The 23,945-nt window shown below is 55.7% G+C and carries 25 protein-coding genes; 10 read left to right on the forward strand and 15 right to left on the reverse strand.

Features of this window, described 5'->3' with window-relative positions; genetic code table 11:
* The 3 genes from RDV48_11065 to RDV48_11075 are packed head-to-tail and all read right to left on the reverse strand — an operon-like array spanning position 1 to position 3,350.
* Positions 1–921, reverse strand: a complete 921-nt coding sequence (locus RDV48_11065; protein MDQ7823326.1) for a M28 family peptidase — start codon at positions 919–921, stop codon at positions 1–3.
* Positions 922–930: 9 nt separating this feature from the next.
* The gene (locus RDV48_11070) at positions 931–2,322 is read right to left on the reverse strand and encodes a hypothetical protein (GenBank protein ID MDQ7823327.1); all 1,392 of its coding nucleotides are present in this window, start codon (positions 2,320–2,322) and stop codon (positions 931–933) included.
* A gap of 20 nt (positions 2,323–2,342) precedes the next feature.
* Positions 2,343–3,350 carry an FHA domain-containing protein gene (locus tag RDV48_11075; GenBank protein MDQ7823328.1) on the reverse strand — a complete coding sequence of 336 codons (1,008 nt, stop codon included), beginning with the start codon at positions 3,348–3,350 and terminating at the stop codon, positions 2,343–2,345.
* A 340-nt stretch (positions 3,351–3,690) separates the two neighbouring features.
* On the opposite strand from RDV48_11075, the gene mnmA reads away from it, so the two are divergent.
* Positions 3,691–4,782, forward strand: a complete 1,092-nt coding sequence (gene mnmA, locus RDV48_11080) for a tRNA 2-thiouridine(34) synthase MnmA (GenBank protein ID MDQ7823329.1) — start codon at positions 3,691–3,693, stop codon at positions 4,780–4,782.
* Positions 4,783–4,922: 140 nt separating this feature from the next.
* Entirely contained in the window at positions 4,923–5,366 is a 444-nt protein-coding gene (locus RDV48_11085) for a hypothetical protein (GenBank protein ID MDQ7823330.1), read from the forward strand.
* Positions 5,367–5,481: 115 nt separating this feature from the next.
* Here the strand turns inward: RDV48_11085 and RDV48_11090 are convergent, their stop codons facing one another.
* Positions 5,482–6,312: a DUF1521 domain-containing protein gene (locus RDV48_11090; protein ID MDQ7823331.1), complete on the reverse strand. Its 831-nt coding sequence runs from the start codon at positions 6,310–6,312 to the stop codon at positions 5,482–5,484.
* Positions 6,313–6,665: 353 nt separating this feature from the next.
* On the opposite strand from RDV48_11090, the gene RDV48_11095 reads away from it, so the two are divergent.
* Positions 6,666–6,977 (forward strand): hypothetical protein, encoded by a 312-nt coding sequence (locus tag RDV48_11095; GenBank protein ID MDQ7823332.1) that lies wholly within the window; start codon positions 6,666–6,668, stop codon positions 6,975–6,977.
* On the opposite strand, the gene RDV48_11100 is transcribed toward RDV48_11095, so the two are convergent.
* Positions 6,974–7,885 carry an alpha/beta hydrolase gene (locus RDV48_11100; protein MDQ7823333.1) on the reverse strand — a complete coding sequence of 304 codons (912 nt, stop codon included), beginning with the start codon at positions 7,883–7,885 and terminating at the stop codon, positions 6,974–6,976. The genes RDV48_11095 and RDV48_11100 overlap by 4 nt on opposite strands.
* Positions 7,886–7,988: 103 nt before the next feature.
* On the opposite strand from RDV48_11100, the gene RDV48_11105 reads away from it, so the two are divergent.
* Positions 7,989–8,957 (forward strand): dienelactone hydrolase family protein, encoded by a 969-nt coding sequence (locus RDV48_11105; protein MDQ7823334.1) that lies wholly within the window; start codon positions 7,989–7,991, stop codon positions 8,955–8,957.
* 137 nt (positions 8,958–9,094) lie between these two features.
* Positions 9,095–10,057 (forward strand): serine O-acetyltransferase EpsC, encoded by a 963-nt coding sequence (gene epsC, locus RDV48_11110; GenBank protein ID MDQ7823335.1) that lies wholly within the window; start codon positions 9,095–9,097, stop codon positions 10,055–10,057.
* Here the strand turns inward: epsC and RDV48_11115 are convergent.
* Entirely contained in the window at positions 10,049–10,477 is a 429-nt protein-coding gene (locus RDV48_11115; protein ID MDQ7823336.1) for an Rrf2 family transcriptional regulator, read from the reverse strand. The two genes, epsC and RDV48_11115, sit on opposite strands and share 9 nt — an antisense overlap.
* 145 nt (positions 10,478–10,622) lie before the next feature.
* Here RDV48_11115 and RDV48_11120 point away from each other — a divergent pair, with 145 nt between their 5' ends.
* The 3 genes from RDV48_11120 (at position 10,623) to RDV48_11130 (ending at position 14,191) form a co-directional block, all read left to right on the forward strand.
* Positions 10,623–11,363 (forward strand): alpha/beta hydrolase-fold protein, encoded by a 741-nt coding sequence (locus RDV48_11120; protein ID MDQ7823337.1) that lies wholly within the window; start codon positions 10,623–10,625, stop codon positions 11,361–11,363.
* Positions 11,364–11,444: 81 nt separating this feature from the next.
* Complete coding sequence (locus RDV48_11125; protein ID MDQ7823338.1) at positions 11,445–12,011, forward strand: GNAT family N-acetyltransferase; 567 nt, start codon at positions 11,445–11,447, stop codon at positions 12,009–12,011.
* A gap of 128 nt (positions 12,012–12,139) precedes the next feature.
* The gene (locus tag RDV48_11130; GenBank protein ID MDQ7823339.1) at positions 12,140–14,191 is read left to right on the forward strand and encodes a clostripain-related cysteine peptidase; all 2,052 of its coding nucleotides are present in this window, start codon (positions 12,140–12,142) and stop codon (positions 14,189–14,191) included.
* A gap of 42 nt (positions 14,192–14,233) precedes the next feature.
* Here the strand turns inward: RDV48_11130 and RDV48_11135 are convergent, their stop codons facing one another.
* The 3 genes from RDV48_11135 to RDV48_11145 form a co-directional block, all read right to left on the reverse strand.
* Positions 14,234–15,007, reverse strand: a complete 774-nt coding sequence (locus tag RDV48_11135; protein MDQ7823340.1) for a radical SAM protein — start codon at positions 15,005–15,007, stop codon at positions 14,234–14,236.
* Complete coding sequence (locus RDV48_11140) at positions 15,004–16,482, reverse strand: PLP-dependent aminotransferase family protein (GenBank protein ID MDQ7823341.1); 1,479 nt, start codon at positions 16,480–16,482, stop codon at positions 15,004–15,006. The genes RDV48_11135 and RDV48_11140 overlap by 4 nt, the downstream gene beginning before the upstream one ends.
* A 185-nt stretch (positions 16,483–16,667) precedes the next feature.
* A complete protein-coding gene (locus RDV48_11145) occupies positions 16,668–17,786 on the reverse strand; it encodes a cysteine desulfurase family protein (protein MDQ7823342.1) in 1,119 nt (372 codons plus the stop codon).
* Between the two features lie 228 nt (positions 17,787–18,014).
* Here RDV48_11145 and RDV48_11150 point away from each other — a divergent pair, with 228 nt between their 5' ends.
* Entirely contained in the window at positions 18,015–19,160 is a 1,146-nt protein-coding gene (locus tag RDV48_11150; protein MDQ7823343.1) for an AAA family ATPase, read from the forward strand.
* A 92-nt stretch (positions 19,161–19,252) separates the two neighbouring features.
* On the opposite strand, the gene RDV48_11155 is transcribed toward RDV48_11150, so the two are convergent.
* The 6 genes from RDV48_11155 to RDV48_11180 form a co-directional block, all read right to left on the reverse strand.
* Positions 19,253–20,251, reverse strand: a complete 999-nt coding sequence (locus RDV48_11155; protein ID MDQ7823344.1) for a hypothetical protein — start codon at positions 20,249–20,251, stop codon at positions 19,253–19,255.
* Between the two features lie 168 nt (positions 20,252–20,419).
* Positions 20,420–20,671 (reverse strand): hypothetical protein, encoded by a 252-nt coding sequence (locus RDV48_11160; GenBank protein ID MDQ7823345.1) that lies wholly within the window; start codon positions 20,669–20,671, stop codon positions 20,420–20,422.
* An 86-nt stretch (positions 20,672–20,757) separates the two neighbouring features.
* Positions 20,758–21,135, reverse strand: coding sequence for a gamma-glutamylcyclotransferase family protein (locus tag RDV48_11165; GenBank protein MDQ7823346.1), 378 nt, complete (start codon positions 21,133–21,135; stop codon positions 20,758–20,760).
* On the reverse strand, positions 21,135–21,548 hold the full coding sequence (locus tag RDV48_11170) for a gamma-glutamylcyclotransferase family protein (protein MDQ7823347.1): 414 nt from the start codon (positions 21,546–21,548) through the stop codon (positions 21,135–21,137). The genes RDV48_11165 and RDV48_11170 overlap by 1 nt, the downstream gene beginning before the upstream one ends.
* Positions 21,549–21,581: 33 nt before the next feature.
* Positions 21,582–21,980 (reverse strand): hypothetical protein, encoded by a 399-nt coding sequence (locus tag RDV48_11175; GenBank protein MDQ7823348.1) that lies wholly within the window; start codon positions 21,978–21,980, stop codon positions 21,582–21,584.
* 204 nt (positions 21,981–22,184) lie between these two features.
* Positions 22,185–22,907: a DUF4143 domain-containing protein gene (locus tag RDV48_11180; GenBank protein MDQ7823349.1), complete on the reverse strand. Its 723-nt coding sequence runs from the start codon at positions 22,905–22,907 to the stop codon at positions 22,185–22,187.
* Positions 22,908–23,030: 123 nt separating this feature from the next.
* Between RDV48_11180 and RDV48_11185 the strand changes: the two genes are divergently transcribed.
* Positions 23,031–23,288 carry a hypothetical protein gene (locus tag RDV48_11185; protein MDQ7823350.1) on the forward strand — a complete coding sequence of 86 codons (258 nt, stop codon included), beginning with the start codon at positions 23,031–23,033 and terminating at the stop codon, positions 23,286–23,288.
* Positions 23,289–23,945: the final 657 nt, after the last annotated feature.

The raw sequence follows: 23,945 nt of genomic DNA on the forward strand, positions 1-23,945 counted from the left end.
TCAGATATTATTCATGCGCTCGAGCATTCTCTCGATGACGGCCCCGACGATGCCAAGGCTTTTCTCGCTTGTCCTCTCGAGTACGTCACCGGCAGTATGCCATTCAGGATAGGTGAAATCTATGATGTCCAGCGATGGGATCCCCTTCCTGAGAAAAGGGATATGGTCATCGTCGAGGCAGATGTCGCTTCCGGAGAAATAGTCTGAATAACCGAGCTCTGCCGCCGTGGTTTCCATGAGCTTTGAAAGAGCCGTCGTCGAGTTGAGATCCCTGTTCACCGCAAGATTTCCGTCACCAATCATGTCAAGCAGCAGCATCGCCTTTATCCTGCCGAGGGAGCCGTCCTTCACGCTCTCCTCGACAAACCTCCTGCTCCCGTAAAGGCCGTCAGACGGGGACCACTGCACAAGGGCCTCCTCGCCGTCAAAAAATACCAGCTTTGTGGTGAAGCGGTGCTTCTTGCCGGGGAGAATCCTCGCAAGCTCAAGAAGGGCCGCCGTGCCCGATGCATTGTCGTTTGCGCCCACGAAGGCGAACTGCGGAAAATACTTGGACTCGTAATGGGCACCGACGATCACGACGCGCTCCGGGTCTCCCGGGACGATGGCGGTGATATTCTTCATGACCACCTTGCCCAGAGGAGTTTTTGCCTGGAAGGTATCTTCTGTCACCGGGAGACCGTCCTGCGAGAGGGACGCCACCAGGTAAGCCCGCACTTTTTCCAGGGCCTGCGAGCCCGGCGGCCGGGGGCCGTATTCCAGGATTCTGGTCATATGACCATAGGCTCTCTTCTCATCAAAAGCGGGTCTGCCCTGCCAGAAAAAGCTGAGCAGGAGAAGGGCTGCTCCGCACAGGAGCGGGATCGCCGCATAGGGGTAATAGCTCTTCCAGAGAGGGAGAGTCGCCTTCCTTCTTCCCATGATCAGGCTTTACCACAGGAGCTGGAGCGATTCATCGGAGGGGGTGTAAAGAAATATCTGCTCCCTGAAATAGACATTCTCAGTATCTCCTCTTTTTTCTCGCTTCTGGAAAGTGGAATAGTCGATAATCGCTATGGATTCGCCTTCAGGCGACCACACAGGGCGGCTTGTGGCTCTGTTCTTGTCGTCCTTGAAGAGCTCCTTCAGTTTTTTTCTATGGATATCATAGACAACATAGCTCCCTACACGGGATGAGCGGTCAGGCTGCTTGAGAATTATGGCGTCGCCCCTGGGGGACCAGTATGCCTCCGAGGGATTGACGGCCACGGGGAGAAAAGAGATTGAGACTCCCTTGACGTCGCTGATGAGGCTCCGGCTTCTCTCATCCTCAGGCTTATCGGTATCGATATAGTTCCACAGTATCCTGTCGCTCCTGGGGGACCAGAGGGGATTCTGGTACACCCAGTCCTTTTTCAGGGAGAACCTCACAAGAATATCCCCCAGGGAAGTGAGGACCACCATGGACGACGCGCCGGCTCCATCGCGGCAGGTAAGGGCAATCTTGCTGCCGTCGGGCGAAAAGGCGGCATCCATTGCGCCCCGGGAATCCTCAAGGATTGTCCTGGATTCTGAAAGAAGGTTCTTCCAGTCAATCCTGTAGAGAATGAAGCCCTTCTGCTGGGCTCCCCGCTTCTCTATCAGCACCCTGCGAAAATCACCGGACATGTTCCTGAAGAAAGGATACTGCCCTCTCCTTTCCGTGAAAAGGCCGCCGCGGGGGAGAGGCTCCTTGGAGGAGCTGCCGAGGGTGGCAAGATAGTAGAGAGGCTCCTTCTCCTCGGCCCTGGAGGATTTGAGAACCACCCGCTTTTCGTCAGATGAGAGGAAAAAATCAGTGACGCCGTCAAAAAGCTTGTCAGAGTACCCCTCGCCGAACCGGGCGCGGAAAAGGCCGCCGCTCCTGGTAAAATAGAGAGTCCGGCTGTCCTTCGCCCACTCGGCCTTGTCAAACCAGGTGCGCTCCCTGAGGGGGGAAACCTCGAAGCTGTCAATGGAGCCCATGCCCATGAGGCCGTCACCCGACGAACAGGCAAACCTTATCCCGTTGGGGGCAAGGGCAACCTTGAGGGGAGCGGCCTCCTGGCCATCTGCGGGGTATACCTGGAAAAGCTTGTTTTTCCTGGGGAAGAAAAGGGTCCTGCCGTCAATGAGGAGGATGTCAGGAGGCCCGGTCCAGGAGACGGTGGGCTTGGCAGGACCATCGTGCTCTCTGCCAATAAGGTACTGGAGCTGCGTGACCTTCTGGACTTTGAAGAAATCCTTTGCCTGGGCAGCCCCATGGAAAAAAAGCAGAACAGATAAAAAAATGAAGGCCCCTCTCCTCCATTTACCCCTTTTCACTTCCCCATCTCCTTTGAACGTTAAAGCCTTGCAAAAGTAAGCTCTGTCTTCCCGATCCTTATCACGTCCCCGCTCTTGAGGCCTGACTGCTTTACCCTCTCGTTATTCAGGTAAAGACCCGACGTGTTTCCCATGTCATGGATAAGGAAGCTTGAGCCCTCAGCCATCGAAATGACGGCATGTCTTTCGGAGACCTCTTCATCGTCTTCTATGACAAAATCGCAGTCAGGGTCCCTGCCGCAGGTAATCTGCGACTGGGACTCGTAAAAGCTGAACTTATAGCCCGGGTTTGCTCCCTTCCTCACCGTGATGGTGGCGATGACCCTGCCCGTGGGACGGGCCTTCTTCTTGGGCTCAGCAGTCGATACTGGCGGGGCAGGCCGGGGCTCCTCCCGATCCTTCAAGGGGGGCGGTGAGGATTTTTCCTCTCCGGGATAAGGCTTTTTAGATGAAGAGCAATCATCGCAATAGACCATCCCTGCGAGGACAGGCTTGCCGCAGCGCTCACAGACGCTCTTGCTCCTGCCGCCAAGCACCAGCCTGAGAACGATAAGGAGGATTATAAGGCCTCCCACACCACCTGCTATCGGGATTGTGTACTTGGTGATGTCAAACTTGGCTTTCTCTGCCGGAGCTGCCGATGCTGAAGGCGATGCCTCGGGAGACACCGATGCTGAAGCTGATTCCGTCGGCGAGGCCCCGGGAGTCATGCTTTCCGATCCCCCCGGCGAGGGAGCGGCAGAGGGGGTGGAAGATGCCTCAGAAGTGGCGGCGGGACTTGTCTCAGGTGGAGCAGCGGGACTTGTCGCTGGAGCAGCGGAAGGGGCTTCTTTCGGTTCGGCTTTTTTGTCCTTGGCGGCAGTGCTCCCGGCAGTCTTTTGGGATTCTGTTTTCGCCGCCACAAGGATCTCCCTGGATTGCGCCGGCGAGGCAAAAGACGCGTCAAGCTTCAGGACAATCGCGAGGAGAAAGGCAAAGACAGCGAAAAGGACAAGCTTACTTACTCTCGGTTGCAATGTGTTCAGCATATATTCAAATTCCTCCCAACAAGACTGAGCTCTCTGATATGATGCTCTCTGTAGTATCCATAGCGGTGAATCGAAAAGGTAAAAAACCCCTCGCCTCCTGGTGCCGAGGCCTCGCAGGAGTTCACAGGGGCGGGATTTCACCGCATCTTCATAAGTATTTTTTAATCGTGGACAAAAATCCTTTCTCCATGGCAAATTTTTTCGCGGTGCACCTGCAAGGGCTTCATGAAATCGGCAAGAGGATAATGAGAAGCTTTTCTCGAACCTCGCCAGGGAATTTTTCCCTATCCTTGGAAATGAGGCTTTTGAAAATGATTTTCTGCCATCAGGGAGCTCCGCAATGAAGCTCCTTGTCGGGATGAGCGGTGGCGTTGATTCTTCCGTGGCGGCAGCCCTTCTTAAAGAGGAGGGCCACGAAGTCACAGGCGTCACCATGAAGGTCTGGGAAGGCGGAGCGCCGCAGGGGGGAGGGCGCACCCATGAAAAACATTCCTGCTACGGGCCGGGTGAGCTCCATGACATTCAGGATGCAAAACTTGTTGCAGAGCTCCTGGGCATTCCTTTCTCTGTTATTGACCTCAGCGAGGCGTACCGCCGGGAAGTCCTTGAATACTTCAGAGAGGAATACCTTGCCGGCAGAACACCAAATCCCTGCATCCGCTGCAATTACAGGGTGAAGTTCGGCTTTCTCCTTGAGAAGGCGGGCATGGCAGGAATTCACTTTGACATGTTTGCCACCGGCCATTATGCAAAGAGGTGCTTTGATGAAAAGACGGGGCGGTATGGCCTGGAAAAAGCACTTGACAGAAAAAAGGACCAGTCATACTTCCTCTCGTACCTCACCCAGGAGCAGCTCGGCCGTACCTTGTTTCCCCTGGGAGGGCTCCTCAAGGAGGAGGTGCGCTCTCATGCGAGGCGCCTCGGCCTCTCCGTCACCGAAAAGGCAGAAAGCCAGGACTTTCTCGAGGAGAGCTGCCGCTCCCTCATCTTTGAAGGCAGGGTGAGCGAGGGGCCCATTGTGAGCGAGGAAGGGACAAGGCTCGGGACACACCGCGGCATTGTCTATTACACCGTCGGCCAGAGGAAAGGGCTGGGCATCTCGTCACGGGAGCCTCTTTATGTCATCGGGATAGACGCCCCCCGCAACACCCTCGTGGTGGGGCCTGAAGAGAGGCTTTTCTCACGGGGGCTCATTACCGGCAGCCCCCGCTGGATAGCCTTTGAGAGCCCCCCGCGGAGCCTTCGGGCAAGGGTCCGCATAAGGCTTGCCCACAGGGAGGCCGAAGCGGAGATCACCGCCATGACCGGCGGCAGGCTGAAAGTGCTTTTTGAGAAGGCTCAGAAAGGCATCACACCCGGGCAGGTGGCAGTGTTTTATGACGGTGACAGGGTCCTCGGGGGCGCCATCATAGAGAAAAGGGAAGAGCGTTAGACGGCAGAATTTCCGATTCATCACACCATGTTTACAAAAAGCTCATATTCCGGCAACATATTGTTTACAAAAAGGCCGTGACGCCCGGCGGTACGACCTGTCTAAACAGGCAGAGAGACAAAGGAGAGGGAGGAACGACAATGAGCCCCAGAAGCTACAGCCTCAAGAACCTCAGAAAGATGCAGGCCCTTTGCGCGCCCCAGAGCGTCGAAAAAGAGAGCACCTTCATCGTGAACTTTCGGAAGCTCGCGGCAAAGCTCCGGGAAGAGTCAGCCACGGAGAGGGCGGCGCAGGATTTTGACCACATGGCGGAGTGGATCACCGGCAAAGTGAGTTACTACCGGGGGCCCCTGCCTTGTGCCGACCAGCTGGGATCCTATTACGAGATAGCCCTCATGGGCTATGAAAAATTCTACGAAGGCCTCGCAGAGGTCTCTCTCTTTTTCCGGGATCAGGAGGGCTCCCACCTTGATGAGGGCCTCAGGCTCGCTGAAGAAGGCGAAGATCTCCACAGGGAGATGGACGCCCGCATCAGGAGGGAAAAAGAATGGTACGAGCGTGAAATTCCTTATGCCGTCGCATAATTGAGCATTATTCCCGTGAAATAACCGTTCATTGACTTTTCATGACAAGACTTTTCATGACAAAAAGGAAGGGGAGCCTCTGCCCCCCTTCCTTCAGATTTCTGCGGTATATTCCTTACGCGGCCATCTCGGTGCCTGATACGGAGTACCAGCTGTCCACATCCCTGTCGCCGAGGTAGGTGTCGCCGTCGCCCTGGGCCTCGTCGGCCGGCCGTGAGTCAGTGAGCACCTGGGTCCCTGCGGCGCTCGAGTCCACATGGGTGGTGCCGGCGCCGGAGTATATGTCCATTGACTGGAGGGTGCCGTAGCCATTGGCATCGTCGCCGCCGGTGGAGTTCATCGTGACCTTGGTGCCATCGGGGAGGACATAGGTGCTCGTGGCGGATTGCCACTCCCACTGGCCGCCGTCGCTCTCCGCCACGTGGGGATCTCCCCATATGGTGCTGGACTGGCCGCTCTGGGGATCAGTGATGGTGGAGGTCGAGTTGGCGGCATCATAGGAAATCTGGTAGCCGCCGGGCGTGGTGGTCAGCATGGTGTTGTCGGGATTCTGGACCACGGAATAGCCGTCTTCCGTCGTGGTAGTTACCGTGCCGTCATCTCCCGTGGAAGTCACCGGCTCTCCCGAATCAGAATCGCTCTCCGATAAGGGCTTGAAGCCGTCACGGTCAAAGTCGCAGACCATGACTCCCGTGCTCCCGTCGGGCCTGGGCCTTGAGAGGACCGTGAAGTCTCCCATGGACTGCTCACCTGTCGTGCCATCGGTTCTTGTGACGTTCCAGCCCCTGCCGTTCTGCCGCGATGCCTCAAACTGGGCGCCATTGTTCTGGTTGGTTAATGACCACTGGCCTTCACCGGTGCGGTGACCGCTCACGAGGTCCCCAGCCCTGTTGTGCCCTGTTCCCGCTCCGTTCTTCACTCTGCCGATCCCTTCGATTACTGACATTGCCGTCTCCTCCTTTATTCTTTTTCTGCCCGATTAGACTCTCTCCCCGGGTCCCGGTCACAGGCTTTTTGTAAACATTATGTTGCCGCATTGTAACCATTTTGTAAAAATAAATTGAATAAAGCTCACACACCTTTTCACGGGGGGAAAAGTCTGCTATGATATGAGGTAGAGCAGGTCACCGCTGACGGCTCCCTGCACTTATACCTTAAAAGAAATGAGAGGTGTTCGCGATGAAGATCCGTGCCCTGTTACTCACCGCGCTGATGATGGTCTTGCTTGTGTTCTCTCCCCCGCTCGTATGCGCGGGCTGAGGGTCTTCATCATCTCTGGGTCAGGGAGCCGATGAAGCAGTGGGAAAATTCTTCAACTTCATCTCAAGCAGCCGGTACGACCTCGCCTACGGCCTTTTCACGCAGGCCCTCCAGTCGGGGAAGCCAATGGACCGCCTGAAAAGCGAGCTCAAGGAAGGCACGTACCTGATTTACAGCGTCACCACGAAAAAAATCGATGCCGCCACCTCCGAGGTGCAGACCCTGGTGACAGTGGCAGGAAAAGGCGATTCCAGCGCCTACCTCCAGTCAGACGCCTCGGGTGAGAAGAAAAACTTCCTCTTCACAGTGAAAAAGGAAGGGACTCAGTGGAAGATTGACGGCTACCGCTAGGGGCTTTTCACCGGAGCAGTGCCCTGGGAAGCTGAGCCTTCGCCGGAAAGCTTCTTCAGAAAGGCAGTGATGGCCTCCGTGGGCTTGTCGCCCGGGACGCCGAGCTCTGTGTTGATGGTTTCATGGGTCTTGTTTATTGCGGGAACCGCTTCGGCCGCCCCCCCGGCGGCCTTTATCTTTTCTGCGAGTGCTTCAGACTGCTTTTTCGAGTCACTCCGCGATGCCACATAAAAAATCAGGAACGAGGGCATCGCTTTCCCCTTTTCCACGTGGTTTACCGGCGAGGCGTCCTCGAGGGTCTTCCTGTCCTCTCCGAAGGCCTGGGCATACATATGGTAAGCCCGCCGTGCAGTGTTGGTCCCCATCTGCCGGGGGATGTCGTAACCGGCGCCGTCAAGCAGGATCGTGCCTTTCAGGATCGAGGGGGAAAGGCCCTCGGCGCCGAGGTATTTCTCATCGGTGGAGACAAGCGCCGCGAGGTGAGCACCCGCAGAGTGGCCCATCACAAAGATATTCTTCTCATCGCCTCCATAGGAGGCCGAGTGACGGTAAACCCAGGCAAGTGCCGAAGCCACATCCTCCGCATGGACTGGGTGTTTTACTGCCGGCGAGAGGCGGTAATTCACCGTGACATAGAGGCAGCCCTCACCGGTGAAAAAACCGGGCTTCGAGCGGGTATGGCTCTTGTCACCCCTGGCCCACCCGCCGCCATGGATGAAAACCACCACAGGATGGGCCTTCCCTCCCTGCGGCACATAGAGGTCGAGGGAGGTGAGCTTTGAGGAGGAGCCTTTCACCTCGCGGTAAGGGATATCGCTCACCAGGCGCCATGAGCTCCCGGGAGCCTGAGTCATGACCGCTGCCCAGAGAATTGAGGCAATCAGCAGAGCTCTCACTATGAATCTCATGGCTCCGCACCTTCTTCCTGGTGAATTCTGCCCTCCCGGAGCGGGGATTTCTTTTCCCTCCGGGAAGGTGAAGGCGGCCCGGCCATGGAAATAGCACTTCCTTATGGATCCGAGGCACTTCACAAGACCTTTTCTCTCACTCCTCACGGTGATCCTTCTCCTCGCCGCGCCGCCCCTTTCTGCTTCTGGAGGCGACGGGCGGCTCCTCGCAAGGAGGGCGATGGGTGAAAAGAGCGGCATCGTCATTGAGAAGCTCTCTTACCTGTCGGGGGGCCTCAAGGTGAGGGGCCTTCTCTTCACCCCCCGCCATGAGGGCGGCGCAAGGCTCCCCTGCGTGATCTTCTGCCATGACGGCATCTCAGGCATCTCCAGGGAGCACCGCCTCTCGAGCATAAGGCTCGCCAGGATGGGATATGCCGTGTTCTGCCCTTCATACCGGGGGGAAGACGGCTCCGAGGGCACCGTGGAGATTGCCAAGGGGGAAGTGACTGACGTGCTGAGCGCCATGAAGCTCTGCGCCGGCCTCGACGGCATTGAGGGGAGCCGGATGGCCCTTGCCGGGGCATCCCACGGAGCCCTGATCTGCGTCCTTGCGGCAGCGCGCACCAGCGAGCCGAAAGCCCTGGTGGCGGTGTACGGGGTCATGGATATCTACAGGTGGTGGCAGTATCTCAGGGACCAGGGCAAGCTCGGCGCCGACGGCATATCGACCAGGACCTACGGGAAGGGCCCCGATGACCGCCCCCTCTCTTTTCAGATCCGGAACGGCCTCGGCGTTGCCGGCAAAATCAAGTGCCCCGTCCTGATACTTCAGGGGGAGAAGGACACCACCGTCCCTGCTGAACAGGCGCGCCTCCTCAGGGATGAGCTTCTCCGACACGGCATTTCCGTTGAAATGGAGATTTACCCCCACTGCGCCCACGGTTTCCTCATCTATGTCCCATGGCTTCCCGACAGGGACATCCTCAAGGGCGAGCGCGAAGAGACGGAGAAGGCCTGGAAAACCATGGAGGAGTTTCTTGAAAGGCACCTGAAACAGGAGCGCAGCCCCTGCGGCGGCAAAGCCCGGTGAAGGCCGGATCCCTTTGAAGGGAAATATACTTTCTTCCCTGCAAGGGAGCCATCGAATCAGAGCCCCGGTCATCATAAGAGAGGAAGGAAAGCTTATTGGCAGAAGAACTCATGGAATCCCTGAAAGGAGGATCTGTTATGACAGACGGAAACAATCTTTCGATTACCGCGCAGAAGAACCGCGAGACCTGCGAGCTCTCATCGGTGGTGGGCAGCCTCTGCTCCCATATTCATCACGTGATGAGCACTTACAGGAGAAAGGGCCTGGAGCTCCCCCTCCCCTCGAGAAACTCTATCATTGAGATAGTGGAGTCCCTGAGAGCCGTTATCTTCCCGGGGTACTTCGGCACCTCGGAGCTCGACAGCAGCAATATCTGCTTCCACGTGGGAGCCACCCTCGATCATGTAAGACGGGCTCTCCAGGAGCAGATAAAGCGGGGCCTCTGCTTTTCCTGTGATGACACCAAGGAAGACTGCAGCCTCTGCTCCAGGAAGGCCCTGGATGCCTCGGAGCATTTCATGGAGCGCCTCCCCGCCATCCAGCAGCTCCTCACGACAGACGTGCAGGCCGCTTATGAAGGCGACCCCGCGGCCATGAGCCCCGACGAGTGCATCTTCTGCTACCCGGGAATCCTTGCCATCACCAACCACCGCATCGCCCATGAGCTTTACCGCCTTGGCATCCCGCTCATCCCGAGGATTATAAGCGAGCATGCCCACAGCATCACCGGCATCGACATCCACCCCGGCGCCACCATAGGCGAAAGCTTCTTCATCGACCATGGAACAGGCGTCGTGATAGGTGAGACAGCGGAAATCGGGAAAAACGTGAGGCTCTACCAGGGAGTGACCCTTGGCGCCAAGAGCTTCCCCCTTGACGCCGACGGAAAGCCCATCAAGGGCATCAAGCGGCACCCCATTGTGGAGGACGACGTGATAATCTACTCGGGAGCCACGGTCCTGGGAAGGATCACCCTGGGGAAAGGATCGGTGATAGGCGGCAACGTGTGGCTCACCTCGAGCATCCCGCCGGGTACAGTGGTGACGCAGGCGGGGACCAAGGACGGGAAAAAGAACTCTGAAGGGAAATCCTTAAAGTGACTTTTTCTGTTTGTTCCTGTGAAGCGCCACCAGCTCTTTCAGTGTGAACGAAGAGAGGCAGTCCGCCATCTTCTCCGACACCGCCTCCCATACATCCCGGGCGGCGCAGCGCGGAGAGCGGGAGCATACCGAGGGGGTCTCCACGCACTCCACGAGGGTGATGGGCCCCTCGAGGTGGTAAAGTATGTCCTTCAAGGTGATGTCTTCGGGGCTTCTCGCGAGGACATAGCCGCCTTTCGCCCCCCTGGTGGAGGATATGAGGCCCGCTGTCTTGAGAGGCATGATGAGATGCCAGAGGTACTTCTCAGAGATCTCCTGCCGTGCTGCGATATCCTTGAGAAACAGCCTCCCTTCCCCATGGTGAAGGGCCAGCTCAAGCATGAGCCGCATGCCGTAGCGTCCCCTGGTAGAGAGTTTCATCGCGCCTCCCGCGTGAAAGAATTGAATGTATTATACCACGGCCCCATGCCACCGTCAAACAGAGCCGGCCTTAAGCGGGAGCCGGGGCCTTTGAAGGGATAGCATGCCAGCCGGAGAAGACTTCTTCACTGAAAGGAGAGTGAACATGGAATACCACAGCTGGTATAGCCCTTCACTGGGCCGGGAGATGAAGATAAAGGTTTACGGTCATTATGGCAGGGCCCTTCTTGTCTTTCCGGCAGCAGGCGGGACCTTCCATGAATTCGAAGACTTCGGCATGATAGAATCATGCCGCCATTTTATTGATGAGGGCAGGATCAAGATATTTGCCGTTGACAGCGTTGACAACGAGTCCTGGCTCAACAGAGCTCTGCACCCTGTAGACCGCGCCCGCAGGCATGAAGATTATGAGCGCTATGTGATAAACGAGGTCGTCCCTTTTATCCGGAATCATTGCCGCAACGAGGACCGCTTTCTCCTGACGGGCTGCAGTATGGGAGGCTCTCATACACTGAATTTCATGTTCCGTTATCCATGGGCTTTCGGAGGCACCATTGCCCTCAGTGGAGTCTATGGGTCGGGGTATTTTATCGGAGAGTATATGGATGAGTATGTGGCACAGTTTTTTCCCCCTGTCTACCTGCCCGGCCTCAGGGATCCCCACAGCTTTGAACTGCTTCGCTCAAGCAGCCTTATCATATCGGTAGGACAGGGTCCGTGGGAGCGCTCATGGGATTATGACTGCGTGGAAGACGCAGGGACAATGGCCACCATCCTTGAGAGGCTCGGCATCCCTGCCTGGGTTGATTTCTGGGGGAATGACGTAAGCCACGACTGGGTCTGGTGGAAAGTACAGCTTCCCTATTTTCTCGGTAAAATCGTATAATCCAGGGAGTTGTTGCCATGAAGATTCACCTCTATCAAGTGTCCGCTTTCACCGATGCCCTTTTCGTATGAAAGGAGTCCCATGATGATAACCACAAAGGAGCTCTGCCCGGCGCTGTGGCCTGATCTTGAGAACCTCTTCGGGAAAAACGGGGCATGCGGGGGATGCTGGTGCATGTACTGGAGGATAGAGAAGGGAGTGAAGTGGGAGGCCGTAAAAGGCATTCCCAATAAGGAGCAGCTCAGGCAGTCGGTCCTCGCCGGAAAGGTTTACGGGATCATTGCCTATCATGAGGAAGAGCCCGTAGGATGGTGCACCTTCGGTCCCCGCAGGGAATTCCCGAGGCTGGACAGGTCTCCCAGCCTGAAATGCGACGATGCTGACCAGGTCTGGTCGCTGCCCTGTTTCTTCGTAAAGAGCCGGTTCCGCGGGCAGGGCGCAGGCAGGGCCATGCTCAGGCATGCAATAAAGGCCATGCAGCAGAAAGGCGCGAAGCTCGCAGAGGGATATCCCTCGAAACCCGGAAAGGATGGCAGGTACATCGCTGCATTTTCATGGACAGGAACGATTTCTCTTTTTGAGAAAGAAGGCTTTGTGAGAGCCGGCGACAGTGAGAAGGGAAAGCTCCGGGTCCGCAGGGCGCTCTGAACTCTTTACTGGGAGTGAGAGATGGCTGAAAGTTAACAAAATGTTCTCCTTTTTTGTGAGACCGGAGTGCCCTTTTCGAGGTATAATTAGAATAGGGTTAATAGCGTCACTTGTAAGGGGGCACTCATATGGACAACTCACTCAATCCATTGAGCTCAGGAACACCGGCTTTCCAGCATCTCCCGGCATCGCCCGGAAAAACCGCCGAAAGCAGGGACCGGTCCGCCGCAGGTGAAGAGAGAGCCGGGGACACCTTCGAAAAATCCTCGCCACGAAGCGAGAAAAAGGTGAAACGTGAGCAGCACGCTCCCTCTGAAAAAAAGTCCGGTGAGAAAGAATACACCATTCTTGCCTACATGGACGGATGCAACAACCTGGAGGACTACATCCTGCAGGATCTCAAGGAGATGGAGGGGTGCCCTTCCGACAACTATAACCTTGTCGTCCAGCTCTCGCGCTTCCAGACGAAACCGCTCACGGTGCTGTTCATGGCCGAGGCACTGAGCCAGGCTTTCAAGAGCCCCGAGTTCAAGGAATCCCTCCGGCAGCTGCTCCCGGATTCCGATCTTATCTCAGAGTATTCCCAGCATTTCAAGGATCCTGAAACCTGCCGGAGCATCTCCAGCATTCTCCTTCAGAAAAATCCCGGCCTCAATGACAAGCTCGATGAGCTGGTCTCCGGAAAGGTCAAGGAGGCGGCGGGGCAGAGCAGGGCCGTCGGTGATCTGCTGAACGGGACTGTGGCAGAGATCCTCAAAGGCGTCGCCGTAAACGAGAAGGAAAAAGAGAAATCAGAAGAGGCTGAGGACAAGAAATCCAGCTCCCCTGGAGCCCCGGTCTCGATAAGCACCCTCGGCTCTTCCGGGCCGTCCCTTATCGAGCTGCTCGGCGATGAGCTCGGCCAGAAGAAAGAAACCGATGTCGCTTCCGATTTTCTCAAAGCCACGGCGGATTTTATCAGGGGCTCGGGGGAGAAGGGGTCGGTAGGGCTCTTTTCGGGTGCCGGTGCACAGGCGCCGGCGGGAGGCAACGTGTTCTTCGTTGAATCGCCGGGCAGGGAGGGGGCGAAGATTACCCAGGGCGACTACAGCGAGGTTATCTCGGAATCAGGAGGCAGGGAGGCGAATACGGAGCCTGCATGGCGGGGCGTGCGGCGTTACAAGGTCGAGCATCATAGAGATTCTACTAAAATACACTCTCCCGTGCTCAATGACCTCGGGCATGTCGATATGTCATCGGGCAAGACACTTGCCGATTTCCTGACCTGGGGCATCAAGAACTACCCTGCAAAGCACTATATCGTGATATTCAGCGATCATGGCGCCGGATTCATGGGCGCCGAAGAAGACAGGGGAGCCATGATGTCGATGCCGGCCATCAGGGAGGCCCTTGAGAAAGTGAAGGAGCAAACCGGTAAGAAGCCGGATATCATCGCCTTTGACGCGTGCTTCATGGGGCAGGCCGAGGTGGCGAATGAGCTCAAGGACTCGGGGAAGTACCTCATTGCCTCCGAGGAGGTCATCGGCGGAGACGGCTACCCTTACAGTGCAATCCTCCCAAGAATAGATGAATCAATCGCCGAGGGCAAGACGGATCCCAAGGACATGGCGAAGATAATCATGGAAGAGGCGGAGGGTGCCAACGAGAGCGCGACGATGACCCTCTCGACTCTCGATCTTGGAGCAATCGGCAAAGTCATGAGCGCCGCCAATGATCTGGCGAAAGATATCCTCGCAGGGAAGGCCGATATCGACGATGTGAGGGATTCCCTCAGGTACACGCAGCACTATGATCACTACACTCCCGGCCCTGGCCCTTACAGTGACTTCCGCGATCTCTGGGATCTCGCGGACTGCATTGAGAATAATCCGAACATCAAGAACCGCGACATCAAGAAAGATGTCGCTGAGCTCAAAAAAGCCATCGAAGCCTCTGTGGTCTTCGAGCAGCACAATGATGACGAGAACTACGAAAGATCCCATGGCATGTCCATTTACGCCCCGAGACGGGAGGACAGTGTTGACGAGGCCCTCTTCAGCCAATATGACGAGCTCTCCATTTCGAAGCACACCAAGTGGAACGAGCTGATAAAGGAGCTCACGAATTATGACGGGAGCGAAGGCGATGCGGGAGAAAGAAAGTCGAAGCTCACCTTCATCCCCCTCAGGCGGAGAGTCTAGGAGCCCCTGTCCACCAAAGAGAGCCTTGGAGCCAAAGGGTTTTCAATAGACCTGAACGGGGAGGCCTGCCCTCACCGCCAGGTCTCTTATCATCTCAAGCTCTTCCTTCTCCAGGGGCTTCAGATCCCGGGCAGGATGGCCCCGGTCGAGGGTATAGAGCTGAATCGACCGGGACTTTATCGCTTTCAGGCACTCAATCCACGAATGCACATGCTCCGAGGTGAAATTGCCATCGGCGCCTGATGCAAAGAGAGCCTGGATTATTACGGGCATCGAAACCGCAAGCTCCGAGAGGCTCAGGACGATGTCCCCGAGAGTCATTTCCCCGCATGGGCGGTTGTAACGCTGGAAGAAAGCCTGATCCCCGCAGTCGAGCTTCATTATGGCAGCATCCAGGCCGGCCAGGGCTTCCCTGGTCTTTATACTGGTGGCCATTGAGGAATTCGAAAGAATCGTCGTCTTCGCCGATGGGGCGTAACGGTCCCTCAGGTGTGCGACCTCACCGGCAATGGCCCCGAAATCGGGATGAAGGGTGGCTTCCCCGTTCCCTGAGAACGTGATATAGTCCGGAGGGACTGGAAGGGCCTCGAGGGCTGCGCCAAGGGCTTCTCTCACCATGGGCACCGTGGGAAATCCCGGGCCGGATTGAAGGCCACGGACATGGCGGTCAGTCCATCCATACTGGCAATAAACACAGTCAAAAGAGCAGGTCTTTGCCCCTGGAGGCATCAGGTTGACCCCGAGCGAGAGCCCGAGGCGCCTCGAGTGGACAGGGCCATAGATAATGCCCTGCTTGGGTCGCAGAAGATGACTCATCTCACACCTCTCTTCTCGAGGGCTTCGCCGAAGCGCCTTATCCCCTCTTCTATCTCCTTCTCATTGAGCTGCGATATGGAAAGCCTCACAAATTCCGAGGGCCCCTGCTCAGGGAAGAAGCTCCCGCCATGACATGCATGGACGCCATGGGGGTGGAGCACGCTGTTGAGCTCTTCGACAGTCAGCTTCGAAGGGAGCTTTACCCAGATGAGGTATCCTCCAAGAGGGCGGCTCCACTGGATATCCGGGGCCAGGTGGCGCTCCATGGCCTGAAGCGCCACCTGCATGCGCTTCCTGAAGACGCGGTGAAGCCTCTTGAGATGCCTTTCATAGCATCCCGTTTCACAGAAGTGGTGGAGTGCCCTTTGTATAAGGTTCCCGCTTGAGAGGTCGGTGTATCTCTTCAGTATCAGCGCTCTCTCTATAAACTCCGCATCTGCAGTAATCCAGCCGATTCTCAGGCCGGGGAAGAGGGTTTTGGAAAAGGTCCCCAGGTACAACACGACATTCTGATCATCCATTGATTTTATGGGGAGGGCGACTTTCCCGAAATATTTCATGTCCTCCTCGAAGCCATCTTCCAGAAGGGGAACCCCGTGGCGGGCGCAGATGCCCAGCAGACGCTCGCGGTGATGATGACCCGTGGTGATGCCGGTAGGGTTATGGAAATTGGGGATGGTATAGACAAAGCTCACAGGACCCCGCGCCAGTTCCTGCTCCAGCATGGCAAGGTCCATGCCATCTTCTTTCATAGGAACGCCGGTTACCGTGGCGCCATTGATCTTGAACAGGGGGAGCGCCAGTGAATAGGTGGGAGATTCCACGACAATCCTCTGCCCCGGACCTGAAAGAAGACGCGCCACTATGTCCAGGGCCTGCTGTGCGCCGTTTGTGATGAGCAGCTCCCTCTCTGACACGCTGATCCCGTGAAGCCGGAGGCGCTTCGCCAGATGCTCCCTCAGAGGCTCATATCCCCGGTGCTGCGAGTACTGCAGGGAAGCCGCGCTGCAATTCTGGAGCACATGATTGAGCGAGGTGCGGAATTGAGAGACCGGGTAAAGACGCGGATCGGGCAGAAGGGCTGCAAGGTTCACCATGGAAGCTCCCTCTTCAGTATGTGGAGGGCTCTCCGGGGTGAGGCTTGAAAAAGTCTCGCAGAGGTCCTGCACGGGGTGAGAGGTCCTTTCCTTCCAGCAGATGATGCTTTTCCTGCCGGGATGGTAACCTGCCTCTCTTCGCCGCTTCCTCACGATATTATAGGAGCCGGGACGGCTTTCCAGATACCCCAGGGCCTGCAGCTCCTCATAGGCCTGCGTGACCGTCGAGCGGTTGACTCCGAGGGAGTCGGCAAGCTCCCGCGTGGGAGGGAGTGGATTTCCCGCCCCTATGAGATCCTGATCGAGGTAGGATCTGACTTCGTCTATGATCTGCCTGAAAAGGGGCTGTGCGCCTGACCTGTCAATTTTTATCAGCATGGTACTCTCTCCTTGTCACTTGTCTCGAGCCGCTGAGATTACTATACCCTGAAAATTGGCACATGTAAACAGCCAATTCTTCGGCAGATGGGGTCATCCAATTTTGTCACAAAGGGCCTGCATGTGCCCTGGAAGGAAAAATGCTCCTCCAGAGGCGCCAACGAGCGGTTTGTCTGGCGGAATGACTATTTTATCGCGCTTCTTATGATTTCGACGGCCCCTGCGATATCAGACTCGGTGGTCATGCGCCCTGTCGAGAAGCGGAGGGCCGAGCGCCCTTCTGCTTCAGTCTTTCCCATCGCTTTCAGCACGTAGGAAATCTCGGTGCTTCCGGAATGGCAGGCGGCCCCTGCCGAGAGAGCCAGGTGAGCGCCGACTTTTGCCACGAGAGATGATGCATCGACTCCCGGGATTGAGACATTGAGAGTGTTGGGGAGCCTCCTGTCGCGATGGCCGTTGAGGACTATGCCTTTAAAGCATTCCTGAAGCTTTCCCTCAAGAAGGTCTCTCATCTTCTTAAAATGCTGCTCTTTGTCTTCTCTCGCTTTGAGAGCGATCTCACATGCTTTCCCGAGGGCCACAATGGAGGGGACTGCCTCAGTCCCTGCCCGCCTTCCCCTCTCATGGCCTGCGCCGAACATGAGTTTTTCAAGCTCAATGCCTTCCCTGACATAGAGAGCGCCCACTCCCTTGGGGGCATAGAGCTTGTGGCCTGCCATGGAAAGCATATCTACCCCCAGGGATTTCACAGAAACGGGGATTTTGCCGATTGACTGGGCCGCATCGGTATGCACCGTCACACCCCGCTCCCGTGCAATCGCCGAGATTTCCTCGAGGGGCTCGACAGTTCCCACTTCGTTGTTCGCATGCATGATCGTTACGAGAATGGTGCGGGAGGTGATGAGCCTTTTAAGGCTCGCCAGGCAGACAAGGCCATTTGCATCGACATGAAGGTATGATATCTCGGATCCCTGAGTTTCCAGGTATTTACAGACTTCCAGCACTGCGGGATGCTCTATGGCGCTCGTAATGATGTGGTTGCCCCTGCTCCTCGCGGCAAAAACGAGGCCTCGAATGGCATGATTGTTTGACTCGGTGCCGCCGCTCGTGAAGACGATCTCGGAGGGCATGCAGTCCACAAGCTGCGCCACCTGCTCCCGGGCCTGCTCGACAGCTTTTTTTGCCGCTGTTCCCAATATGTGAGAGCTCGAGGGGTTACCGAACTGGTCCCCCAGCCAGGGCAGCATGGCATCCCTCACCTCCTGCTCCACAGGGGTAGTGGCATTATAGTCCAGGTATATCATAGATAATACCGCCTTCCTGAAAGCATGGGCCTGTTCCGTCGCGGAAGCTCATCTCTTTTAGCGAACCAGCATTATGAGAACAGGTCCCTGCCCATGATAATGCACGTGGGGATGAATAGTCCAGAATATATTCAACAGCGATTACGGCTCCCCTCCACCACGGCTCAAACTCGCACCAGGCTCACATTATTTCCTTGACAACTCCAAAAATATATGTAAAATGGAGTTATGTATTCCAGAATAATTAAAGCACCCCGGAACAAGAGCTTTTTCCTCTTTGGACCCCGCGGCACGGGCAAGACGACATGGGTGAAAGAAGCCTACCCCGGCGCCCTCTATCTTGATCTGCTGGAGGCGGGGCTTTACAACGATCTCCTGGCCTACCCTCAGAGACTGGAGAATCTTATTCCCCCAGGCTTTGAAGGATGGATAATCATAGATGAAGTGCAGAAAATACCCGAGCTTCTGGACGAAGTGCACCGGCTCATCGAAAAGCACAAGTACAAATTCATTCTCACCGGCTCTTCAGCGAGGAAAATAAAGCAAAAAGGGCCAAAGGTAAACCTGCTGGCAGGGCGGGCCCTGAGTCTCTCCATGGATCCCCTGACCGTTTCGGAATTGGGACCCGATTTTAACTTGAATCATTCACTGCGATACGGTCATCTGCCATCTGCCTGTACCGAGGCCGATCCTGAAGCATATCTTGAGAGCTATGTGAAGACCTATCTCAAAGAGGAGGTTCTCCAGGAGGGATTAACCAGAAGCCTGGGGCCCTTTTCAAGGTTTCTGGAAGCCGCAAGCTTCTCCCAGGGCTCACCTCTCAACATTTCTTCTGTGGCGCGGGAGTGCTCTGTCCAGCGCAAAGCAGCGGAAAACTACTTTACCATTCTGGAGGACCTCCTTATCGGTTACAGGGTCCCTGTGTTCACCAGGAGAGCAGAAAGACGGCTCACTCACCATCCAAAATTCTATTTTTTTGATGTGGGAGTATATCGCACCATAAGGCCCATGGGCCCCCTCGATCAGCCCCATGAAGCTGAAGGCATTGCTTTTGAAACACTCCTTTTTCAGGAGCTGAATGCAGTGAATTCAGCTCTGAGCCTGGGTTATTCTCTCTTTTACTGGAGAACCTCGAACCAGGCGGAAGTGGATTTTGTGCTCTACGGAACCAGAGGGTTTTTCGCCTTTGAAGTGAAGAGGACAGGGAAAGTGACGGACCGCATGCTGAGCGGATTGAAATCCTTTCTGAAAGAATACCCCCAGGCCAAAGGATATTTCGTTTACGGGGGAACGCGGCGCTTTTATCAGGACTCAGTTGAGATTATCCCCATGGATGAGATCCTGAGAGCGCTGCCCGGCATTCTCACCTCCTGACAAACGCGCAGGAAATGCGGGCCTCAGTATCAGTCACTTCCTGCCGGCGAGAGGAATTCCAGGGATACTTCATCGCACCGGCAGCCAATGTTTCACGGAGCCTTCACCGGAGCCTTTTCTGGTTTTACCGGGCCTTTTTGAGCAGGGGCATCGCTTACTTCAAAACCTGTCTTCTTGACGACGGCGCCGTTTACTATCACGTTGAGGGTGTAGCGCCCGGGCTTCAGGGTGCCGCTGGGGAGAATGTGGAAAAAATGCAGGACAGGGTCCTTTTGATCGGTTTGCACTTTACTGCTCTCGCCTCTTGAGTACCCGCCGGGCCCCAGCCACCAGAGGGCGATGGAATCACCCCATATTACGTTATTGAACTGGACCTGGCAATGAAAGGTATCAGTTGTTTTAAAGGTTTTCGTGGCCTCTATCGGTGATTCAAAGTTCTTGCAGAGAATCAGTTTCTTGACTGTTGCCTGAGTTTTTGCGCCAGGGGTGACGGGCATCGGGGTGCTGGCCGGGAGAGGGGCTTTCCGGAGGTCGCTCCCGGCGTCGTCAAGATGGGAGCCTGGCTGGATACATTGTTCAAGGTCCGGATGACCCAGATAACTGCGCTTATAATCAGGGATCATGGCGAGGACCTTTTCCACGGAATTGCCTGGCTTCAGCACGTACCATTCAAAGCTCCCCATGGTGAAGCGCCCTCCGTTGCCACCCGCCACCTGCCCCGAAGTCCGCAGGATTCCCGTTCCTCTCTCTCCCACTACCTCTATGGTCATATATCCCATGCGGCCATCCGTAAAGAAATCCTGAAGGTAATTCGGCTGTCCGACAGGCGCAGTGGCGGTCACATTGCCAATATCCTCCCGGATGCCCGTGGATTTCCGGATCCACTCCGCTGACTGGATATAGTTCTCCCCGAGGACTTTCCGCCCCCATGCATCGCGCTCCACAACGGACCCTGCGGGAGCGGTCTTTGTATCTCTGTTGACACCTTTGGCACCTTTGCCCCATTGCGCGCGGAACAGGGCCGGCACACCGAACGCCAGCAGCATCAGCACGACAAAACATCCCACGAGGCCCTTGACAGGAGTACTCATCGAAATGCCTCCTCTTGAAGAATAGGAACTTCTCTTTCACCTTTCCCCGGGGCTTATAAAAAACCTTCAATGTGGACGCTCCTCCCCGCCGGGTTTTGTCTGCGGTGCGGAGCCCTGTGGTGCACCGTGAGCCCAGGGGAATTCTCACGGCCTCAGGCGTCAAATGCCTCACCTGCCGCGGGGGAAGATGATGGTGAGGCGGTGGGGCGCCCTGCCCCTTATGATGAGGTGGCCCTCGTGGAGGCACCTGAGGTTCCAGTCCAGGACCCTGAAAGCCCCTCCAGCGAAAAGAAAAGGCCCATGCGTGAGGATGATCGTGAGAGGCTGAGACGGGGCGGAGCAAAAAAATATTTTCAGCTCTTTGACAGTGCCGGTGAAAAGCCGGGCGAAGGACTTTATCGCTGAAAGTCCTTTCCCCATTTTTCCAGGCAGTGCCGAAGGAGATACTTTTCAATGTACCCGGCAGGAAAACCATGTTCCTCCATCCCTTCAAGCACAATACCCACTTATTCACCTGAAGGGCAGACCTCCTCCCGCCGCTTGTTGACGACTTCATAAGTGAAGCACTTTACCGGGAAGTCCCCGAACATCACTTCAAGCGCTTGCTGCCGGTAAAAGCGAGGGGCTCCCTCCCTCAGGTCGAGCTTTTTCTCGGCGAGATCATCGATTTCATAGAGCACGCCAAGGACAAAGTCGCCCGGAGAAGTGACCACATCGAGCACACCGCCTTCTCTTGAGGCTGCATACTTTGAAAAGGCAAGCCGGTAATTGTCAAGCCGGGCAATGCCCTTCTTCATATAAGAGCCCTCTTCCCCGCCCTCCTTCATTGTCTCTGCAAAAGATGGGCCGTTCAGGCAGCTCCCATAAGCAAAATAGTATTTCATCAACGATTCCTCCCCTGGATAAAAGCCCTCCAGTCACCTGAGGCGACAGGCTCTCCGCATGACATGGCATATTCCCGGTCACTGAAAAAATAGACCCAGCACTCAAGAGTGCCCGATCCGTCAAGGCTTACAGGCCTCTTTTCCCTCTCGTAGAGATTGCATGATCCCTTTTCATCGTAGCCTTCAAGCCGGTCAAGCACCCTGAGCGAGTCAGCACCCTCAAGCTCATACACTTCGCCTCTCACCGGGGAATCGCCGCTCTCTTCCAGGAGACCCGGGTACCCTTCCCGGGGAAAGTGATAGAGCACGCCCTTCACGGAGCCATACCCGACGAACCTCCCCAAGCTCTCCTTGTAATGGCGGTGATTTCCGAATCCCCTCATCAAAGTTCCATAGACGAAAACTCGCTCCATGACCACATAGTTCCCCCCCGCGAACTCCATATCCTACCGGCCCGACAGTGAACAGATGCTCTCCTGTTCAGTCCAGTAAGAGCCGTCTTCCACGTCAATACAGAGAAACTGGTCATAGCCAAGATCCAGGTAAAGGACTCCGCTCACGGACCTGCCTGAAACCCTCACCTGGAGCACGCCGCAGTCAGTTCCAAGCGGCACCCTTATGGTGATGGGCCCGCCGGCCCTGCTCCCATTGCGGTAATAAGCTGTGCCTGATGAGGTGCGCGCCCTGCTCCCGTTTGAGTAATAGACATTGCCGGCATCGTCGGTGAGCCTGCTCCCGCTGGGAAAGTATGCCCCCCTGGCATGAGAAATTGAAACGGTGCCTGCAACAATGAAGAGAGCGATAAGCACAGAAGAGATCAGAAAAAGACGAAAAGCTCCTCTCATAAGGCACCTCCGCAAAAAAGTTTTATGCCCCCGTGGAAGCGGGAATGGATACGGCAAAGATTTTGATAAAGTGGGCAAGGATCAGCACAAGGGCAATAATTCATCCCTTCATGAGCATATAAAACACCTCAATCCAAAAAGTGACATCCCGGGGGAAATACTTCCACCAGGCCACAGGGGGAGCAACAAAGGGAGGAGGCTCATCTAGAGGCAGAACCAGGGGAGGGCCGTTACCAGGTCGTTGAGCTTCATCGGCTGAGGCGCCCGGCATATGACATATCCATGGCGGGCGCGGCCTTTGTTTTCATACAGGAATTTCAGCAGGTGGCGCCCGTCGGCTGGAGAGGGGTGCTCGGTCCATTTCGCTTCTACAGGCGTGAGAGTGCCTTCCTTTTCGATGATATAGTCGATTTCCATCCCGTCTTTTGAGCGCTGGTAGTGGAGCGTTCCCTCCCTCAGGTAGCACAGTCGCTTCCAAAGCTCGATACCGACCCATTGTTCAAAAAGAGGGCCTGGATTTGCCAAAACAAGCTCAGACGAAGGCATAAGCCCCGCCGCGGCATTTCTCACTCCCGTATCGAAGAAGAGAAACCTCGGCGTGGAGAGAAGGTTCTTCCTCCGGCTTCTTGTATAGGCTGGAACGGTGAACCCGATGAACATATCCTCCAGAAGCTGGTAATAGGATTTTACCGTCGGCAGTGTAACTCCTGTCTCCAGGGAGAGCGTCGCATAGTTGAGAACTCCTCCGGATTCTGTCGCTGCGAGCCGCAGGAAGCGAACAAAGGCTCCCCAGTCCCTCACGAATGCCTCCCGCCTGATTTCCTCTTCGAGGTGAATAAGCGAAAAGGCACGCAGCAGCTCAGGGCGGTCCACCTTATCGGCGGCGACGACACCGGGAAGAGCGCCATAAGCCAGGCGATCAATCAAATCCCAGGAAGGAAAAGGGTGAGCCGGTCCATTCCCCTCATTCCATGAAAAGGGCAGCGGAGTTTCCGGACAATTATCCTGGCCCCGCGGAGCCGGGTGTTCTGCAGAGGTTAAAGGGTACAGATGATGGAGAAAACTTCTCCCGGGAAGGAGATTCGCTCCGATTTTCCGCAGCCTCCTCGCGGAACTGCCGCAGAGAACGAATCGCCACCTTTTTTTATCGCTGTCATAGAGATGCTGCACTGCATCGAAAATGGAAGGAACCGACTGGGCTTCATCCACAAAGACATACCGGGTCTCTTTCCCTTCGGGAATCGCCTTGCAGAGAGCAATGAATTCGCCAGGATAAGAAAGATACCGGGACCGTTCACCGGGGTCTGAAAAGTCTATTTTTACCGTGTCTGACGGCAGCAGCGCGTTCAGCAGGGTGGACTTCCCCGTCTGCCTTGCACCAAAAATCAGGTGAACATAAGGCCTTCTTAACTTCTCCCTGAGAGGGCCTGTGTACCATCGGTCAAACATTTTACCACTAATATAAAATTGATTTTATATTTATAGCACTATTCTAAAGCACAGTGAGCAGTTTGTCAACATATCTCGGAGAGATGAAGACCGTTCACACTCTTTTACCACAAAAGCCTCTTCTTCTTATATTTCTCCACATCCCGGCCATCTATGACCTGTACAATTGCTATAAGGCGGTTTATGTCAGCACCTGCATTGCCAGGAAGAGCTCAACAAAGATTTGCCTTCGGATTAAGACTGACTTTTTTGTCCCAATAGGCTATATTAGTCAGCCTGACAATCAAACGCGCCATCCTGAGCCCAGAGCTTTGATAAAAGGATTCAAATCTGCCTCTTTTCGTTCCCGGCGAGAGCGTTCGAAATTTGCAGGTGACCTGAAACCACACTGCTGCTTAGAAAAAATACATCTTTCTCCCGCAAAAACATTCCCCCGGCGGCAGCCAGGTCTGAAACCCGGGGAAACCGGCCCAATCCTTCGCTCAGTGCCGCATTATGGCCTTCAGAGTCATTTTT

It is taken from the genome of Candidatus Eremiobacterota bacterium (assembly GCA_031082125.1).
Lineage (GTDB): Bacteria > Vulcanimicrobiota > CADAWZ01 > CADAWZ01 > Ess09-12 > Ess09-12.

Excerpts from the sequence above, each read along its gene's own strand:
- RDV48_11085 (MDQ7823330.1), top strand. The coding sequence starts at position 4,923 with ATGAGCCCCAGAAGCTACAGCCTCAAGAACCTCAGAAAGATGCAGGCC.
- RDV48_11140 (MDQ7823341.1), bottom strand. The coding sequence starts at position 16,482 with ATGCTGATAAAAATTGACAGGTCAGGCGCACAGCCCCTTTTCAGGCAG.
- RDV48_11125 (MDQ7823338.1), top strand. The coding sequence starts at position 11,445 with ATGATGATAACCACAAAGGAGCTCTGCCCGGCGCTGTGGCCTGATCTT.
- mnmA (MDQ7823329.1), top strand. The coding sequence starts at position 3,691 with ATGAAGCTCCTTGTCGGGATGAGCGGTGGCGTTGATTCTTCCGTGGCG.
- RDV48_11160 (MDQ7823345.1), bottom strand. The coding sequence starts at position 20,671 with ATGGGGAAAGGACTTTCAGCGATAAAGTCCTTCGCCCGGCTTTTCACC.
- RDV48_11145 (MDQ7823342.1), bottom strand. The coding sequence starts at position 17,786 with ATGATATACCTGGACTATAATGCCACTACCCCTGTGGAGCAGGAGGTG.
- RDV48_11175 (MDQ7823348.1), bottom strand. The coding sequence starts at position 21,980 with ATGAGAGGAGCTTTTCGTCTTTTTCTGATCTCTTCTGTGCTTATCGCT.
- RDV48_11155 (MDQ7823344.1), bottom strand. The coding sequence starts at position 20,251 with ATGAGTACTCCTGTCAAGGGCCTCGTGGGATGTTTTGTCGTGCTGATG.
- RDV48_11150 (MDQ7823343.1), top strand. The coding sequence starts at position 18,015 with ATGTATTCCAGAATAATTAAAGCACCCCGGAACAAGAGCTTTTTCCTC.
- RDV48_11090 (MDQ7823331.1), bottom strand. The coding sequence starts at position 6,312 with ATGTCAGTAATCGAAGGGATCGGCAGAGTGAAGAACGGAGCGGGAACA.
- RDV48_11135 (MDQ7823340.1), bottom strand. The coding sequence starts at position 15,007 with ATGAGTCATCTTCTGCGACCCAAGCAGGGCATTATCTATGGCCCTGTC.
- epsC (MDQ7823335.1), top strand. The coding sequence starts at position 9,095 with ATGACAGACGGAAACAATCTTTCGATTACCGCGCAGAAGAACCGCGAG.
- RDV48_11185 (MDQ7823350.1), top strand. The coding sequence starts at position 23,031 with ATGATGGAGAAAACTTCTCCCGGGAAGGAGATTCGCTCCGATTTTCCG.
- RDV48_11100 (MDQ7823333.1), bottom strand. The coding sequence starts at position 7,885 with ATGAGATTCATAGTGAGAGCTCTGCTGATTGCCTCAATTCTCTGGGCA.
- RDV48_11065 (MDQ7823326.1), bottom strand. The coding sequence starts at position 921 with ATGGGAAGAAGGAAGGCGACTCTCCCTCTCTGGAAGAGCTATTACCCC.
- RDV48_11170 (MDQ7823347.1), bottom strand. The coding sequence starts at position 21,548 with ATGGAGCGAGTTTTCGTCTATGGAACTTTGATGAGGGGATTCGGAAAT.
- RDV48_11105 (MDQ7823334.1), top strand. The coding sequence starts at position 7,989 with ATGGATCCGAGGCACTTCACAAGACCTTTTCTCTCACTCCTCACGGTG.
- RDV48_11120 (MDQ7823337.1), top strand. The coding sequence starts at position 10,623 with ATGGAATACCACAGCTGGTATAGCCCTTCACTGGGCCGGGAGATGAAG.
- RDV48_11115 (MDQ7823336.1), bottom strand. The coding sequence starts at position 10,477 with ATGAAACTCTCTACCAGGGGACGCTACGGCATGCGGCTCATGCTTGAG.
- RDV48_11130 (MDQ7823339.1), top strand. The coding sequence starts at position 12,140 with ATGGACAACTCACTCAATCCATTGAGCTCAGGAACACCGGCTTTCCAG.
- RDV48_11075 (MDQ7823328.1), bottom strand. The coding sequence starts at position 3,350 with ATGCTGAACACATTGCAACCGAGAGTAAGTAAGCTTGTCCTTTTCGCT.
- RDV48_11165 (MDQ7823346.1), bottom strand. The coding sequence starts at position 21,135 with ATGAAATACTATTTTGCTTATGGGAGCTGCCTGAACGGCCCATCTTTT.